Genomic DNA, 15,953 nt, shown 5'->3' on the forward strand with positions numbered 1-15,953 from the left:
CAACAAGGCAGTCGCCTAGCGCGCAGCCTCGGGCCGCAGCTGCTCCCTGAGGATGCGCCGTATCTCCAGGATCGCCAGCGGGTTCTCCTGCACGCTGTGCGCCGACGGAATCACCAGCTCGGAGGCCGCGCCGTCGAGGTGCGCGCTGGCGTAGGGCACGATGCCGTCGCTGGAGAGCGCCTGCGCCACGCCGGGCGTGTCGTTGCCGATGATCGAGTGGAAGCGCACGCGCGGGTTCATCGGCAAGCCCGACGACAGCCGCACGAAGGGATCGCGGTCGCTGAGGTTGTCGATGCTGTTGGGAATGCGCAGCGTGCCCTGGTCCTGCCGCGCGGGCGCGATGCGGATCAGCTCGCGCGAGATGTCGCCCAGCTGCCCGAGCATGGCCACCGGCAGGGTGATGAGGTTGGCCACCCAGCGCGAGATGCGGTTGTTGGCGAAGTCGGTGCCGCGGTGCGGCGAGGCGATGAAGATCGCGTCGCTCACCTGCGGCAGCGGCTCGAAGCGCAGGTAGGGCGCGAGCTTTTCCTCCATGCGTTGCTGCTGCGCGCCCTGCATCGGATAGCTCGCGAGCAGCGCCTCCCAGAGCTTGTCTTCCGACGAGGACACCATGAGACGCGACAGCACGCCGCCCATGCTGTGGCCGATCAGCGTGATGTTGTTCGAGGCCACGGCCTTGCCCGTCGGGTCGAAGTGCGCGAGCGTCTGCGTGACGGCTTCGCGGATCGCGAAGTTGTTGATCGGCAGCGGCGCGTTGGTCGGGTAGTAGACCTGCCAGATCTGGTAGCGGCGGCGCAATGTCTCGTCACCCAGCACCTCGTTGGCCACGTTGATCCACGCCTCGGGGCTGCTCGCCAGCCCGTGCAGCATGATGACCGTGCGGCGGTTCGGGTCGTAGGGCTGCATCAGGTAGATGCGTGGCTGCGTGAGGCCTTCGCGGCCGCCGAAGAGGCTGCGCAGGGCCTGCAGCGCGAAGTCGGAGCGCGCGAGCCACAGGCCGTAGCCGGAGGTGAAGTTGGCGGCCAGCGGCACTTCCTGACCGGCGAGCCGCACGTTGGCGGTGCGGTACGGGTCGTAGGCGGCGATGCGCAGCGTGCGCGTGCCCAGAACCTCGCCGAGGCTGGCGCCGTCGAAGAGCAGCAGCGCGGTGACGGCGGGGAAGGGCATCTCGCGGTAGGGCGGACGCGGCTTCTGCTTCTCCACGGGATCGGCTTGCTGCCTTGGCGCTTCGTCGTCCGTGCGCTTGTTGCTCGCGGCTACCAGCTCCGCCCCGAAGCCGTCGCGCCGGTAGGTATTGCGCAGGCCCGAGAAGGTCAGCGAGGCGGCGGGAATCAGCTCGTCGGGCAGTGGCGTGTCGGAGGGCAGGCGCAGGCCCGAGACGTCGGTCTCGATGCGCCAGTCGCCCACCTTCGGCATCTCGGGCTGCGCGCCGCTGCGCGAGCCCGTTCGCTGGATGTCCCGGTACAGGCCGGTGATGGCCTGCTGCACCGCGTAGTTGTAGTAGTCGCGCACCTGCGTCTGCCGGTCCTCGAAGGCGCGGTCGCGCGGCTTGCGGGCAGTGAAGAACAGGTAGGCGTAGGCGTGGCGCGCGGTTTCGAACCAGGCCTCGATGGCAGTGGCATCGGCGGCGCCGCCGCCTTTCTCCGCCGCGAGCGCTACCTGCAGCCAGACTTCGGACAGCGCGGAAAGGCGCTGTTCATCGCTCAGCCCCGAGGAGTCGGCCAGTGCGTTGCGGCATGCCTGGCCGTCCTTGCGGCAGATGTCCGCGTCGGAGCCGATCACCCGAAGCACTTCCTGCGCGGAGGTGCTGAGCCTGCCGGTGGTGAGCACGTCGCCCCTGCGCTGGGCGAGGTATTCGGCCGGGGAGATCGAGCCGACCGTCACGCCCGCGCAGCCGGCCAGCAGCGCGGCGGCGCACGCGAGCGCGGGCAGGGAGGCGACAAGGCGGAATGCGCCTTTCATTGCGCCGCTCCCGCATTGGCCGTCGTGCCCGGCAGCCCTTGCCGGATCGCCTGCGAGAAATTCGCGGCCGGCGTCTTGTCCGCGGCGAGGGCGCGGTCGGTAATGCGGCCCGCCGCGCGCAGCGCTTCCATGCTGTAGCCGGGCGCGAGGCCGCCCACGTCGAAGAGGTAGTCGGGCAGGTAGCCCGAGGCCAGCAGCCGCCAGTCCATCGGCAGGCCGGGCACGATGCGCCTGGCCAGCGCGTAAACGATGGTCGTGCAGTTCGCGGTGAGCGTGTTGTAGAAGCTGGGCTCGCGCGCCAGCGCGGCGCTTTCGCCGAGGTAGGCGAGGAAGAGCGAGCGCATCTCGGCCCGGGGCAGGCTCACGCGGTACATGTAGACGTCCTCGCCGCGCACGTTGGTGCGCACGCGCAGGATGTCGTGCTCGTCGGCCGCGATCAGGCTGTTCTCGAACTGCCTGAAGAAGCCGCCGATGGACGAGAAGGCCTCGCCGCGCTCCTTGCGTATCTCGATGGAGAAGGTGAGGAACCGGCCATCGTCGAAGCCGAAGGACACCAGCGTGTGCGCGATGGCGGGGCCGCTCCAATAGGAGAGCGACACGTCGACCGTGCGCAGCCGGTCGAGGTCGTACTCGCGCGTTTCCCAGCGCTGGGTGTAGTCGGTGTCGCTGCGCCACTCGAAGTTGCGCACGTTGTCCAGCGTGACCACGCTGCCGTCGATGTGCGAGCGCAGCTGGCGCGACACATCGTCGGCCCACACGCGGTTCTGCGACGGCAGGATGGTGCTCCACCAGACCAGCAGCAGCGCGAAGCCGGTCGCATAGGAGAGCAGGGCGCGCGCAGCCCGCCTGCGCCACGTCAGCGCGATGGCCGCGAGGCCGAAGGCGGCCCAGAGCACGCCCGCGCCGATCTTCACCGCGGCCGGCCCGGGGAACTGGTACCAGAGCGCGAGGCAGGCCCAGAGGCAGGTCGAAAGCACGATGAGCGACAGCAGAATGCGGCCGACGTGACGCAGGAGCGTTCGGATCATGAAAGGCAAAACCAGGAATGCGACCCGCCGAGCTTACGACGGGCGTCCATGGCTACAGCATGTAGGTCACGAGCTTGAAGTCCGGGTCTTCCGGAAAGGGCTTCACCGTGAAGCCCAGCCGGCGCACCAGCTTCAGCATGTCGGGGTTGTTGGCCAGCACCAGCCCGTCCATCTCGGCGAGGCCCTTGTCTCGGGCCACGTCGATGATGCTTTCCATCAGCCGCGAGCCGATGCCCTTGCCGCTGAACTCGTCGGCCACCACCAGCGAGAACTCGCAGCTGGTCTGGTCGGGGTTGGTCACGTAGCGCGAGACGCCCACGATGCGCTCGCTCTCGAGCACCGTGCCTTCGGGCGACACGCTGCGCTCCATGATCACTGCCACCAGCGCCATCTCGCGGTCGTAGTCGATCAGCGTGAACCGCGAGAGCATGGTCGGCGGCAGCTCGTGGAAGCGCGAGACGAAGCGGAACCAGCGGCTCTCGGGCGACAGGCCCTGCACCAGCGCCTGCAGCATCTGCGCGTCGTTGGGATGCACCGGCCGCACGATGTAGGTGCCGCCGCCCGTGCCCGCCAGCGGCCATTCGCGCCGATAGCGCGCGGGGTACGGCATGATGGCCAGGTGCTGGTAGCCGTTGACCGCGTTGCCCACGTGGGCAGCCACCGCCTGCGAGCTGCTGCCCACCACGATGCGCGCGTCGACCGAGATGGCGCCGTTCTCGTCCACGATGATCGGGTTGATGTCCATCTCGCGCAGCTCGGGCAGCTCGCACACCATTTCCGACACGCGCAGCAGCAGGTCTTCGAGCGCTTCCATGTCCACCGAATGGGCGCCGCGCCATTCGCCCAGCGTCTCGGCCACGCGCGAGCGCTCGATGAGGCGGCGCGCTAGGAACTGGTTGAGCGGCGGCAGCTCCATCGCGCGGTCGTTCAGCAGCTCGATCATGGTGCCGCCCGCGCCGAACACGATGACGGGGCCGAAGGGCTCGTCGGTGACCATGCCCACGTAGATCTCGCGCCCGCGCCGCGCGCGCACCATCTTCTGCACCGTCACGCCGTTGATGCGCGCCTCGGGCGCGAGGCGGGCCACGCGCTCCATCATCTCGACGTAGGTGTCGCGCGCGCCGGTGCCGTTGAGCACGTTGAGCGCCACGCCTTCCACGTCGGACTTGTGCGGGATGTCGGGCGAATCGATCTTCAGCGCCACCGGAAAGCCCAGTTGCGTCGCGATCATCATCGCCTCGCTGGGGCTGCGCGCGAGCAGCGTGCGCGTGATCGGGATGTGGAAGGACGACAGCAGCGACTTCGACTCCATCTCCGTGAGCACATGGCGCCGCTCGGCCAGCACGCTCTCGATGAGCAGCCGCGCGCCCTCGATGTCGGGCTTGGCCAGTGCCGACAGTGGCGGCGGCGTCTGCTGCAGCAGCTGCTGGTTCTGGTAGAAGGCCGCGATGTTGCCGAAGGCGCCCACGGCAGCCTCGGGCGTGCGAAAGCTCGGGATGGTCGCCTCGGCCAGCACCGAGCGCGCCTTTCCCACGGAGGAGTCGCCCATCCAGCAGGCCAGCAGCGGCTTGTTCATCGGCCGCGGAATGTCGGCCAGCGCCTTTGCCGTTGCAGCCGCGTCGATGCCGGCCTTGGGCGAGAAGATGGCGAGCACGCCGTCGACCTGGCTGTCGGACGAGGCCGCGTCGATGGCGGCGCGATAGTGCGCCGGCTGAGCTTCTTCCGACAGGTCGATCAGGTCGGCCAGCGAGGCGAGCGGGGGCAAGGTGGGCTGCAGCACCTTCTGCGCGGGTGCGGAGAGCTTGCCGAGGTCTAGCCCGATCTCGTTGATCCAGTCGGCCGCCAGCACGCCGGGCCCGCCGCCGTTGGTGACCACGGCCAGCCGCTTGCCGACGGGGCGGTAGCGCGAGGCCAGGCACTTAGCGGCCGAGAACAGCTCGACGAAGGAGCGCACGCGCACCGCGCCGGCGCGGCGCAGCGCGGCATCGAACACGTCGTCGCTGCCCACGATGGCCGCGCTGTGCGTCTGCGCGGCCTCGTTGCCGGCAGGCTTGCGCCCGGCCTTGAGCACCACCACCGGCTTGGCATGCGAGGCCGAGCGCAGCGCGCTCATGAAGCGTCGCGCGTCGGCAATGCCTTCGAGGTAGATGATGATGCTGTGCGTGGCCTGGTCGTTGGCGAGGAAGTCGAGCACCTGCGGAATGTCGACCGAGGTGTGCGGGCCCAGCGACACCACGCTGGAAAAGCCCACGCCGTTCTGTCGCGCCCAGTCGAGCATCGAGGCCGTCAGCGCACCCGATTGCGCCACCAGCGCGAGCGGCCCGCTGCCGGCCAGCGGACCGGCCACGCTGGCGTTCAGGTGCAGCAGCGGCCGCTGGAAGCCCAGCGAGTTCGGCCCCAGCAGGTGCACGCCCTCGCGGCGCGCGATCTTGCGCCACTGCGACGCCTGCTCGGCGCCGATGCCGCTCGAGAGAACCACCGCCGCCTTGCAGCCGATGCGCCCCGCGATCTCCAGCGCGGCCGCCACGTCACCAGGTGCCAGCGCGATCAGCGCGAGGTCGGCATGGGTCTGCGCCAGTTCTTCGAGCGTGCCCTTGGTGCGCACGTCCAGGAAGCGCAGCGTTCCGTCGAAGCGCTGCGCGCGGAAGGCCTCGCGCAGCGTGTGGCCGGCCGGCGTCTGTCCGCCGGGGCCGTCGGCATTGCCGACGAAGGCGACGATGGAAGCGGGCGCGAAAAGCGGTGTCAGGAAATGCTTGTCCATGCCCCCGAGTCTGCACCGTTCGGACGCTGCTGTGCAGCATGGCGGCACTGCTCGGCGAATGGTCAGGACGGGTCAAGAACGCAGGGCTATAGTCAGGGTTCCATGCAAAAACGTATCGGCGTGATCTTCGTCTCGCGACGAAATTCATTGCGCAGCATCCTGGCAGAAGTGTGCCTCACGCACCTGGACCCGAAGCGGTTCTCGGTATCTTCCTGCGGTCAGCCCGGGCAGGTCGCCCGCGAATTCCATCCCGCCGCCATCGCCGCGCTCAAGAGCGCGAGCATTCCCTTGCCGAACCGGCAACCGCGCGGCTGGGACGAGCTCGCGCGCGCCAATGCCCACGCCGCGGACTTCGTCATCACGCTCGACGAGTCCACCGAGCCGCGCCAGCCCTCATGGCCCGGCCAGCCCGATGCGGCGCTGTGGGCCTACCCCGACGTGCTCGACGGCCGCGACCCCGACAGGGTCGCGCACGACGCGGTGCAGATGCTGTTCTCGCTGCGCCGCCGGCTCGAACTGCTGGTGAGCCTGCCGATGCAGGGGGCGGACCGGTCGGCCGTGCGGTCCGACGTGCGCGACCTGGGGTACATGCGCTAGCCGCTCCCGCCGGCCGGAGCGGGCTCACTCCAGCGTGAACCCGATCTTCAACGTCACCTGCCAGTGCGCCACCTTTCCGTCGACCACATGACCGCGCGTCTCGGTGACGTTGAACCACTGGATGTTGCGCACCGTCTCGTGCGCCTTCGCTATGGCGGTCCGCACCGCATCTTCGATGCCGGTGGGCGAGGAACCGGTGAGTTCTAGCGTTTTGTAGACGTGGCTGGACATGGGCTGTCTCCTTCGGGGTTGAGGGGATGGACTGATCGATCGATTGATAGCAAGGGGCCCGGAAGAACATCGTAGTCCCGTTGCGGACACAGGTGTCAGTGGACGTACCCGCCCTTGACGAAGCGCACGGGCTCGGCGTCCATGCGCGCGATGAGGGCGCCGAGGCCGTCGGGCGGCAGCGGGCCCTCTCCGGGCTTCGCGGAGGGCTGTTGTTCGGTGCGGCAAAGAAGATCGTCGTCGCTCCACGCGCTCTTGCCGGGTTCGCCGCGTGCGCGCAGCCAGCCGTCGCGGTCCACGATGAACTGCGTGCCCGCCAGTTGCGTTGTCGCGGCGACGAGCGAGAAGGCCGCCCACGCGGCGGGCGAGGTGGCGATGCAGTCGGCCGACTGCGGCGCCACCTCCGTGGACTGAGGCGCGAGCAGTACGGTCACGAGGCGCGGATCGTCGGGTAGCGGCGATGCCTCGCGGCCAGGCTCCGACGCGATGATGCGCAGGCGCTGGCCGCGCCAGCTCGAAAGGCTGCGCGGTGGCTTGTCGCCGCATTGCACCGTCACATCCGGCGGCGCTATGGGCTGGGCCCAGAGACCGGCCGCGCGCAGGCTCTCGCCGGCGCCCTGGGCTTTCATGAAATCGATCAGCGCCCATGCGTCCGCGTCGCTCAGCGCGGTGCCGAAGCCGGGCATGGTCTGCGCACCAAGGCGGTCGCGCATGCCGTTCATCACATGCCACAGCAGGTCGCCATCGGCGCGCCGCCACAGCAGCGGACCGCCCAGGTCTGGAGGCCACACAGCCTGCGCCGAGGCCAGCGGCCCGTGGCCCCGGCCATTGGTTCCGTGGCAGGCGGCGCACTGTGCCGCGTACAGCGTGCGGCCGCGCTCGATGCTGCCGGCGGTGAAGCCGCTGGGCGATGCGTGGAAGCTGGTTGGGTACGCAGGTACAAGCACCACGCTGGCCTCCGGCCACGGTGCCAATGCCGCCAGCAGCGCGGCTCCGGTGGCAAGCCATATGCGGCGCCGGCGCCAGAGCAGCGCGACCAGAAGGACAAGCAGCGCCACGGCAAGCACCACCAGCGTGAGGCCGAGCCGCCGGGCCTGTCCGAGGTCGATCAGCAGGTTTTCGCCGGATAGCCGTTGCGCCCACGGCCATGCCGGCTGCCCGTGCGATTGCCCGGACAGCCCCAGTGCATCGAGCACGCGAAGAAGCCAGAGCTGCGCGCCCTGCAGCAGGCCGATCAGCAGATTGAGCCAGCCGGCCTCGGGAGGCGGACCGCTCATCTTCTCGACTCACCAGGTCGCATCGAGCCCCAGGTGCCTGAGCGCCTCGTGTCGCAACTCGGCCAGCTTCGGATCGCCGCGATGGCGCGGGTAGGGCAGCTCGACCACCAACTCCGCCGCGATGCGCGCGGGCCGGTCGCTCAGCACGATCACGCGGTTGGCGAGGAACAGCGCCTCTTCCACGTCGTGCGTCACCAGCAGCGCCGAGAAGCCGGCCCGCTGCCAGAGATTGACCAGCTCGCTCTGCATCGCGATGCGCGTGAGCGAGTCGAGCTTGCCCAGCGGTTCGTCGAGCACCAGCAGTTGGGGATCGTTGACGAGCGCACGCGCCAGCGCCACGCGCTGCGCCATGCCGCCGGAAAGATGGTGCGGAAAGGCTTTCGCGAATTCGGTCAGGCCCACGAGCTTGAGCGCCTCGTCGACCCGGGCGCGCTGCTCCTTCAGCACGCCGCGTGCCTGCAGGCCCAGCGCCACGTTGTCCCACACGCTGCGCCAGGGGTAGAGCGTCGGGTCCTGGAAGACGACGATGCGCGACGGATCGGGCCGCGAGATCGGCTCGCCGTTCTGCGTGATGGCGCCGGTGGTCGCGGGCTCCAGCCCGGCCACCAGCCGCAGCAGCGTCGACTTGCCGCAGCCGCTGGGCCCCAGCAGCGCGACGAACTCGCCGGGGCGCACCTGCAGGTCGATGCCGTCGAGCACCTGCAGCACGCCGCCGGACACTTCGAACCAGTGGCTGACGCCGCGTATGCCGATATGGGCCCCGGCGCCCGTGGTTGGTGCGGGGGCGGGCGGAAGCACCGCGTTCGGGGTCGTCTCGGTCACCATTTCACGGTTCCCTTCTGCCACGACAGCACGCGGTCGCGAACCTTGAACAGCAGCGTGATGAGGCCCGAGCACAGCGCCGCCATCACCAGCAGCGCCGCGTACATGTTGGCGTAGGCGGCCCAGCCCTGGGCCCATTGCAGATACCAGCCCAGCCCGGCCTTCACGCCCATCATCTCGGCGGTGATGAGCACCGAGAACGACGCTCCCAGACCCATGAAGAGGCCCACGAACACCTGCGGCAGCGCCGCCGGGATCGCCACGCGCAGCACCAGGAAACGTTCAGAAGCACCCAGCGTGCGCGCCACGTCGTAATAGCTCTTGTGCACCGAGGCCACGCCCGACCAGGTGAGCACCGCCACCGGGAAGAAGGTGGCCAGGCCCACGAGGAAAACCGCCGCCGAATAGCTCGAAGGCGCGAAGAAGAAGGCCAGCGGCAGCAGCGCCGACGCGGGCACCGGCCCGAGGAAGCGCAGCAGCGGATGCACCCAGTACCCCGCGATGCGCGACCAGCCCACGGCCACCCCGGTGCCGAAGCCCACCAGCGCGCCCAGCACGAAACCGTTGGCCAGCAACCGCAGCGAATGCACGGTCGACAGGCCCAGGCGCTGCCAGTCCTCGTGCACCACGTCGATCAGGCTCTGCGGCGGCGCGAAGAAAGGCGAGGGCAGCACGCCGAGCTTGGCGGTGGACACCTCCCACAGCGCGAGGCCCACGGCCAGCGCGACAAGCCATTGCCCGGCGGGCCGCAGCGTGCGGATCAGCCGCCCGGTGCGGCCGCCCAGCAGCGCGATCGCCAGCAAAAGCACGGCGACCACCAGCGTCGCGATGCCGAACTCCTGCGTGAAGGCCCAGTCGCTGAAGCCGGCTTCCTTGTTCGGCCACAGCAGCGTGAGCAGGCCCAGCGCGACCCATGCGGCAGAGGCGAGCAGGCCCGTGCTCCAGATGCCTGCGGGGGCGGCCGGACGCCGCGGCTGTGCCTGCGATTGCTCTTTGGCGGGCCGTGCGGCGCCTCCTTGCAGCACGCTGCGGCGCGAGGGGGGCAAATGATCGAGAGCAAGGGTCATTGCAGGCTTCTTCTCCGGAAATACGAAGCTGCGAGTGTTGGCGGACCATGGCGGCGCGGCCAACGAAGGAATGCGGCTATGGATATGCGCGCAGCTACTTTCCCTTGGCGGCGCTGCTGCCGAAGCTCTCGGCGAGGAACTCGACGACGGCCTGCACCCGGGCCGTGCGCCCCTTGCGCGTCGGCACCAGCAGCGTGACCGGCGCGCTGTCGAACTGCCAGTCGTCCAGCACGCGCACCAACGTGCCGCGCGCCACGGCATCGGCCGCGTCCCATTCGGAGCGCAGCACCAGGCCCAGCCCCTGTTCGGCCCACTGGCGCGCCACGCCGCCGTCGTTGGTGAGGTAGGCGGGGGAAATGCGCAGGGTCTCGCGCCTGCCCTTGGCGGCCGCCGCCCGGCCCGCGGGGCGCAGGTGCCACAGTGTCACGTCCTCGTCGTTCTCGCGGATGCAGATGCAGTCATGTGCAGGAATGTCGCGCGGCACGCGGGGCACGCCGCGCTGGCGCAGGTAGGCGGGGCTGGCGCACAGCCAGCGCTCGTTGGCGCTCAGCGTGCGCGCTACCCACGACGAATCGCGCACCGTGCCGATGTGGATCACCGCGTCGGCGTCGTGCCGGTCGGGCCACGGGGTCTCGCGCAGGTCGAGCTGCACGCCCAGCCCCGGGTGCAGCCTGGCGAAGCGCGCGAGCATGGGCGCGATGTATTGGCGGCCGTAGCCGAAGGGCGCGGCGATGCGCAGCGTGCCGGTGAGGCGTCGGTCGTCGCGCTGCATCGATTCGCGCAGCCCCTCGATCTGCCCGAGCAGCGCGGCCGCCTCGCGCGCGAAGCGCTCGCCCTCGGGCGTGAGGCTCAGCTTGCGCGCGGTGCGGGTGGCCAGCGACAGTCCCAGCGCGGCCTCCAGCTTGCGCAGCCGCATCGAAAGGGCCGGCGGCGTAACGTCCAGCGCCCGCGCCGCCGCGCTCAGAGACGGCTCGCGCAGCAGGGCGGCGGCGAGCTGCATGTCCTCGATCTGGATCGTCGTCATTAACTTGTGCTTAACGATTGATGACTCCGCATTGAAGCACAGGCATGGCCTCGAAACGTACAGTCGCAGTCCATGCAATCCTCCAACGCCTATCCGCGCGCAGCGCTCTTCGACCTGCTCACCGCGCTGCTCGATTCCTGGACCGTCTGGAACGCCGCCGCCGGCTCCGAGGAGAAAGGCCGCACCTGGCGCGCCGAGTACCTGCGGCTCACCTACGGCTGCGGCGCCTACGTGCCCTACGAACAGCTCGTGAAGGAGGCTGCCCGCAACACCGGCATGCCCGGCTCCGCCACCGATGCGCTCGAAGCGCAATGGGACACGCTGCCCGTGTGGAGCGGCGCGCGCGAGTTGCTGCTGGCGCTCAAGCCGCACTGCCGCCTCGCCGTGGTCACCAACTGCTCCAGGCGCCTGGGCCACCGCGCGGCGGCGCGGCTGGGCATCGATTGGGACGCGGTCGTCACCTCGGAGGAAGCCGGGTTCTACAAGCCCGATCCGCGCCCGTACCGCGTGGCGCTCGAACGGCTTGGGGTGGAGGCGCATGACGCGGCCTTCGTCGCCGGCTCGGGCTACGACATGTTCGGCACTTCGGTAGTGGGCCTGCGCACTTACTGGCACAACCGCGTAGGCCTTGCACTGCCGCAAGGAGCGCCGTCCCCCGAGCTTCAGGCGCCGACGCTCGCACCGGCGCTGCCCTGGCTGCAATCCTTCGAAAAGAAATGACGAGTTCCAGAATGAACACCCTCGCCACCATCGACACGCCCGCGGCCCTCATCGAACGCACGCGCATGCGGCGCAACATCGAACGCATGCAGCAGCACATGAACGAACTTGGCGTGCGCTTCCGACCGCATGTGAAGACCAGCAAGTGCATCGAGGTCGCCAAAGCCCAGCGCGAGGCGGGAGCGCAGGGCATCACCGTCTCCACGCTGAAGGAGGCCGAACAGTTCTTCGCCGCAGGCTTCACCGACATCCTTTATGCCGTCGGCATGGCGCCGCACCGGCTGCCGCATGCGCTGGAACTGCGCCGGCGCGGCTGCGCGCTGGGCATCCTCACCGACAGCGTGGCCTCGGCCAGGGCGATTGCCGAGTTCGGCCGCGCGAACGGCGAGGCCTTCGATGTGCTGGTCGAAGTCGATACCGACGGCCACCGCAGTGGCATCAAGCCGGAGGAAGACGCGCTGCTCGAAGTCGGCCGCGTGCTGCACGAAGGTGGCATGCGCCTCGGCGGTGTGCTGACCCACGCGGGCTCCAGCTACGAGTTGGATACGCCCGAAGCCCTGAAGGCGATGGCCGAGCAGGAACGCTCAGGCTGCGTGCGCGCCGCGCAGCGGCTGCGCGACGCGGGCCTGCCGTGCCCGGTGGTCAGCGTGGGTTCCACGCCCACCGCCCTGGCTGCGGATGCGCTGGACGGCGTGACCGAAGTGCGGGCCGGCGTGTACGTGTTCTTCGATCTCGTGATGTGCAACATCGGCGTGTGCACCGAGGACGACATCGCCCTGAGCGTGCTCACCACCGTGATCGGCCACCAGGCCGACAAGGGCTGGGCCATCGTCGACGCAGGCTGGATGGCGATGAGCCGCGACCGGGGGACGCAGAAGCAGAAGCGGGACTTCGGGTACGGGCAGGTGTGCGATGCGCAGGGACGGGTGCTCGATGGCTATGTGCTCATTGGTGCGAACCAGGAGCACGGCATTCTTTCGCGGGAGGGCGAGGCGGATGCGGACATCGCGGTGCGCTTTCCTGTAGGGACGCGGCTGCGCATCCTGCCGAATCATGCCTGTGCGACGGGGGCGCAGTTTCCGGAATATCAGGCGTTGTCGGAAGACGGAACGCTGCGGGCATGGGGGCGCTTTCACGGCTGGTGAGGCGTGGCGCTGCGGGCTTTTGCGGCATCTAACGCCGGCGATACACGGTGGAGTTCGACGCCGCAGGCATTGCCCGCTCGTCGTGCGAGGCCCGGTGCAATTCGATCTGGCCCAGATGGTCCAGCACCCATGTGGCCAGGTTCATGAGAGGCGACGCGAGCGAGTGACCCAGTTCGGTCAGCGCGTATTCGACCTGGGGAGGCACGGTGGGATGAACCGTTCGCGTCACCATGCCGTCGCGCTCCAGGGCCTTGAGCGTTCGCGTCAGCATCTGCTGCGATATCCCGCCGATCAGCCGCTTGAGTTCATTGAACCGACGCGGCTTCTGTTCGAGCATCGTGATCGCGAGGATGGTCCACTTGTCGCCCATTCGGCCGAGCATCTGGTTCACCTTCCGGCAGTGCTCGTTCGTACCGGGCTCGTCGGGTGGGGCAGGCATATGCATGTGACTAGGCCTCAAACATCTGCGTTCTTGTCATTGTGACGGTCAATCTCAATCATCTGGTCATCGAAACATACCACCTGAAGGAATACCAGATGACTGCAAAGAAAACCCTCGCAATCTTCGGCGCAGGCTCCGGCCTCGGCACCTCCCTGGCCAAGCGTTTCGGTCGCGAAGGTTATCGGATCGCCCTCGTCGCGCGGCGCGCCGAGCCGCTGGAGGCATTCGTCGCCGAACTCGCCCGGGCAGATATCGAGGCCGCAGCGTTTCCGGCCGACCTCACGAAGATCGACGGAATTCCCGCGCTGGTCCGATCCATCGAGGAGCGGTTCTCGAGCGTGGACGTCGCCGTCTACGCTCCCGCGCCTTCCGACGCCAACTTCGTACCCGCGGTCGAACTCGATGCGGCGAAGCTGCAGGCCATGGCCTCGATCTTCATGCTCTCGCCCATCGAGGTATCGCACGCCGTACTGCCGGGCATGCTGGCCCGGGGAGACGGCGCGATGATCGTCGTCGGAGGCCTGGCCGGTGTGGTTGCCATTCCCGGCATGAGCGGCGTCGGCCCCGCGATGGCTGCCGCGCGCAACTACGTCCTCACCCTCAATGCGGAATTGGTCCCGAAGGGCGTCTACGCGGGTACGGTGAGCATCGGCGCGGTCATCGATCGTTCGACGGGGCTGCGTGCGATGACCGCCTCGGGAGCGAAGCTCGATCCAAGGTTGCCGGTGCTCGATCCCGACGACATCGCAGAGGATATCTGGAGCCTCGCCACGAAACGCGACCGCCCCGAATCGATCCTGCCGCCACTTCAGCCGGCATGAACGAGGAAGGCCAGACGCACATGCTGCGAATAGACCTCTATACCGAGATCACCTGCCCCTGGTGCATCGTCGGCCAGTACCGGCTCGACAAGGTACTTGCACAGGGCTTTGCCGGCCTTGCGGCGGACATCCGCCACCATCCGGTGCTGCTGATGCCCGATGCGCCTGCGTCAGGAACCTACATTCCCGATCTGCTGCGCTCGCGCCACGGCATCACCGATCCGGCAATTGCGTTTTCACGTGTCGAGTCCGAAGCGCGATCCTCGGGACTCGAGCTCGACCTGCGTCGCCAGCCCTGGGCCTTTCCCACGCAGGCAGCCCATGCGTTGATCCTTGCCGCCGGGGAGCGAGGCTTGCCCCAGCATCGGTTGGCAGTCGCCATCACGCAGGCGTACTTTCTCGGCGCAAAGAACATCGGCAATGCCGATGTGCTTGCGGCCATCGCCGTGGATCACGGATTCGATCGGATGGAGGCAAGGGCGATCGCTGTCGACCGCGCCTGGCACGGGCGAGTCGAAGAGGCGGCGAGGAGAGCTGCCGTGGCGGGTGTCCGGTCGGTTCCCCATTTCGCCTTCGGTCCGGGCATCGTGTTGCGGGGTGGACGAAGCGAACAAGAGATCGCCTCATGCATCCGGGAGGCACTGGGCGGCGTCGCCGTTTCCTGAGCGCTCGTTCAGTACGACTGCTCCTCGACCACCCGCCGCACAGTCCGCAAGGCACTTCGCAAACCCTCCAGCCCGACCGACCCCAACGCCAGCCGCAGTGCATGCGGCACATGCTTCGACGTAGCGAATGGCTCGGCCGTGGACACCGAAACGCCTTCACGCATCAGCGCCGCGGCAACGAGGTCGGCCCGCGTCTCCTCCGGCAGCGGCAGCCACGCGAAGTACGACGACGGATGCCGCATGCATCCCATCCCGGCAAGCACTTCGCCGACGATGGCTTGCCGCGCAGACGCGTCCTGCCGCTTCTGCGATTCGAGCCGCTCGACCGTGCCGTCTTCCAGCCATGAGCACGCGATGGCGGTGGTCACGCCCGGTGTACACCACGTCGTGGCCCGGATCGCACGTTCGAGCTTCGGCACCCACGCATCGGGCGCGGCGACGAAACCCACGCGCAGCCCGGTCGCGACGTTCTTGGAGAGACCCGAGACATACACCGTCGTCTCGGGCGCCAGCGCAGCCAGTGGCGCGGGCGGATCGTCGGCCAGGAAGGCATAGGCCGCGTCCTCGATGACGAGCAGCCCGTGCCGCCGCACGATGGCCACGAGGCGCTTGCGGCGGCTCGTGCCCATCACCCAGCCCAGCGGGTTGTGCATGGTCGGCATGGCGTAGATGGCCCGCACACGGCGCCGCGCGCACAGGCGCTCCAGCACGTCGAGGTCGGGCCCCTGACCGGCAGCGGGCAGGGGCGCCAGTTCCAGTTTGTGCGCCTCGGCCAATACCTTGAAGCCGGGGTAGGTGAGGGCGTCCACCGCGACCACGTCGCCGGGTTGCTGCAGGGCCATTGCGGTCACGGCCAGTCCATGCTGGGCGCCGTCGACGATCAGCACGTTAGATGGCTCCGCTGTCAGCCCTCGCGAGGCGAGGTGCCGGGCGAAGCAGGCGCGCTCGTGCATCCGTCCGCCGTGGGGTGCGTAGCGCAACATGGCCTCGAGTTCGCCGCCGGCCGCGAGCTGGCGCAGTGCGCCGCGCAGCAGTTCGGCCTGTCCGGGCAGGGCGGGGTAGTTGAAGTTCAGGTCGACCAGGTCCGCCGGCAGCGCCCGCTGCTCGGCGCCGGGGCCCATGCGCAGCGACGCTTCGCGCACGAAGGTGCCTCGGCCGACCTCGCCGCTGACGAGGCCCATGGCTTCCAGCTCGGCGTAGACGCGCGACGCGGTGACCAGCGCCAGCCCGTGGCGTTCGGCCAGCTTGCGGTGCGTGGGCAGGCGGGTGCCGGGTGGCAGGCGGCCGTCGCGGATTTCGGCGGCAAGTTCGTCGACCAGTTGCTTGTAGCGGGCTTCGGCCATCGCGAGCTCGATGTATCCATGACAATTCTTTGATTGTATTGATCGCCTCTC

At 68.9% G+C, this 15,953-nt stretch carries 15 protein-coding genes; 5 read left to right on the forward strand and 10 right to left on the reverse strand.

Annotated features, from left to right (window positions below; genetic code table 11):
- Window positions 1-15: 15 nt before the first annotated feature.
- Genes ABL838_RS15020 through ABL838_RS15030 form a run of 3 tightly spaced genes read right to left on the reverse strand, consistent with a single transcriptional unit; the run spans window position 16 to window position 5,751 of the window.
- On the reverse strand, window positions 16-1,962 hold the full coding sequence (locus ABL838_RS15020) for an esterase/lipase family protein (RefSeq protein ID WP_418125784.1): 1,947 nt from the start codon (window positions 1,960-1,962) through the stop codon (window positions 16-18).
- Entirely contained in the window at window positions 1,959-2,990 is a 1,032-nt protein-coding gene (locus ABL838_RS15025; protein ID WP_418120384.1) for a DUF4105 domain-containing protein, read from the reverse strand. The genes ABL838_RS15020 and ABL838_RS15025 overlap by 4 nt, the downstream gene beginning before the upstream one ends.
- Before the next feature lie 52 nt (window positions 2,991-3,042).
- On the reverse strand, window positions 3,043-5,751 hold the full coding sequence (locus tag ABL838_RS15030; RefSeq protein ID WP_418125785.1) for a GNAT family N-acetyltransferase: 2,709 nt from the start codon (window positions 5,749-5,751) through the stop codon (window positions 3,043-3,045).
- A gap of 102 nt (window positions 5,752-5,853) precedes the next feature.
- Between ABL838_RS15030 and ABL838_RS15035 the strand changes: the two genes are divergently transcribed.
- The gene (locus ABL838_RS15035) at window positions 5,854-6,348 is read left to right on the forward strand and encodes a low molecular weight phosphatase family protein (RefSeq protein WP_418125786.1); all 495 of its coding nucleotides are present in this window, start codon (window positions 5,854-5,856) and stop codon (window positions 6,346-6,348) included.
- Window positions 6,349-6,372: 24 nt separating this feature from the next.
- Here ABL838_RS15035 and ABL838_RS15040 read toward each other — a convergent pair whose 3' ends face one another.
- The 5 genes from ABL838_RS15040 to ABL838_RS15060 all read right to left on the reverse strand — a co-directional run bounded on the left by ABL838_RS15040 (window position 6,373) and on the right by ABL838_RS15060 (window position 10,766).
- Window positions 6,373-6,579: a dodecin gene (locus ABL838_RS15040; protein WP_126019649.1), complete on the reverse strand. Its 207-nt coding sequence runs from the start codon at window positions 6,577-6,579 to the stop codon at window positions 6,373-6,375.
- 95 nt (window positions 6,580-6,674) lie between these two features.
- A complete protein-coding gene (locus tag ABL838_RS15045; RefSeq protein ID WP_418125787.1) occupies window positions 6,675-7,853 on the reverse strand; it encodes a c-type cytochrome in 1,179 nt (392 codons plus the stop codon).
- 9 nt (window positions 7,854-7,862) lie between these two features.
- Window positions 7,863-8,678, reverse strand: coding sequence for an ABC transporter ATP-binding protein (locus ABL838_RS15050; protein WP_126019653.1), 816 nt, complete (start codon window positions 8,676-8,678; stop codon window positions 7,863-7,865).
- Window positions 8,672-9,742: an ABC transporter permease gene (locus ABL838_RS15055; RefSeq protein WP_418120389.1), complete on the reverse strand. Its 1,071-nt coding sequence runs from the start codon at window positions 9,740-9,742 to the stop codon at window positions 8,672-8,674. The genes ABL838_RS15050 and ABL838_RS15055 overlap by 7 nt, the downstream gene beginning before the upstream one ends.
- A 94-nt stretch (window positions 9,743-9,836) precedes the next feature.
- Complete coding sequence (locus ABL838_RS15060) at window positions 9,837-10,766, reverse strand: LysR family transcriptional regulator (RefSeq protein WP_418125788.1); 930 nt, start codon at window positions 10,764-10,766, stop codon at window positions 9,837-9,839.
- A gap of 72 nt (window positions 10,767-10,838) precedes the next feature.
- Here ABL838_RS15060 and ABL838_RS15065 point away from each other — a divergent pair, with 72 nt between their 5' ends.
- On the forward strand, window positions 10,839-11,486 hold the full coding sequence (locus tag ABL838_RS15065) for an HAD family hydrolase (protein ID WP_184638002.1): 648 nt from the start codon (window positions 10,839-10,841) through the stop codon (window positions 11,484-11,486).
- 11 nt (window positions 11,487-11,497) lie between these two features.
- Entirely contained in the window at window positions 11,498-12,631 is a 1,134-nt protein-coding gene (locus ABL838_RS15070; RefSeq protein WP_418125789.1) for a DSD1 family PLP-dependent enzyme, read from the forward strand.
- A 28-nt stretch (window positions 12,632-12,659) separates the two neighbouring features.
- Here the strand turns inward: ABL838_RS15070 and ABL838_RS15075 are convergent, their stop codons facing one another.
- The gene (locus ABL838_RS15075) at window positions 12,660-13,013 is read right to left on the reverse strand and encodes a winged helix-turn-helix transcriptional regulator (protein ID WP_240650529.1); all 354 of its coding nucleotides are present in this window, start codon (window positions 13,011-13,013) and stop codon (window positions 12,660-12,662) included.
- Window positions 13,014-13,111: 98 nt separating this feature from the next.
- Here ABL838_RS15075 and ABL838_RS15080 point away from each other — a divergent pair, with 98 nt between their 5' ends.
- Window positions 13,112-13,894: an SDR family NAD(P)-dependent oxidoreductase gene (locus ABL838_RS15080; protein ID WP_418125790.1), complete on the forward strand. Its 783-nt coding sequence runs from the start codon at window positions 13,112-13,114 to the stop codon at window positions 13,892-13,894.
- Window positions 13,891-14,559 (forward strand): DsbA family oxidoreductase, encoded by a 669-nt coding sequence (locus ABL838_RS15085; RefSeq protein WP_418125791.1) that lies wholly within the window; start codon window positions 13,891-13,893, stop codon window positions 14,557-14,559. Before ABL838_RS15080 ends, ABL838_RS15085 begins: the two co-directional genes overlap by 4 nt.
- 8 nt (window positions 14,560-14,567) lie before the next feature.
- Here ABL838_RS15085 and ABL838_RS15090 read toward each other — a convergent pair whose 3' ends face one another.
- Entirely contained in the window at window positions 14,568-15,902 is a 1,335-nt protein-coding gene (locus ABL838_RS15090) for a PLP-dependent aminotransferase family protein (protein WP_418125792.1), read from the reverse strand.
- Window positions 15,903-15,953 lie beyond the last annotated feature (51 nt).

This window comes from Variovorax sp. 160MFSha2.1, assembly GCF_048305075.1.
Lineage (GTDB): Bacteria > Pseudomonadota > Gammaproteobacteria > Burkholderiales > Burkholderiaceae_C > Variovorax > Variovorax guangxiensis.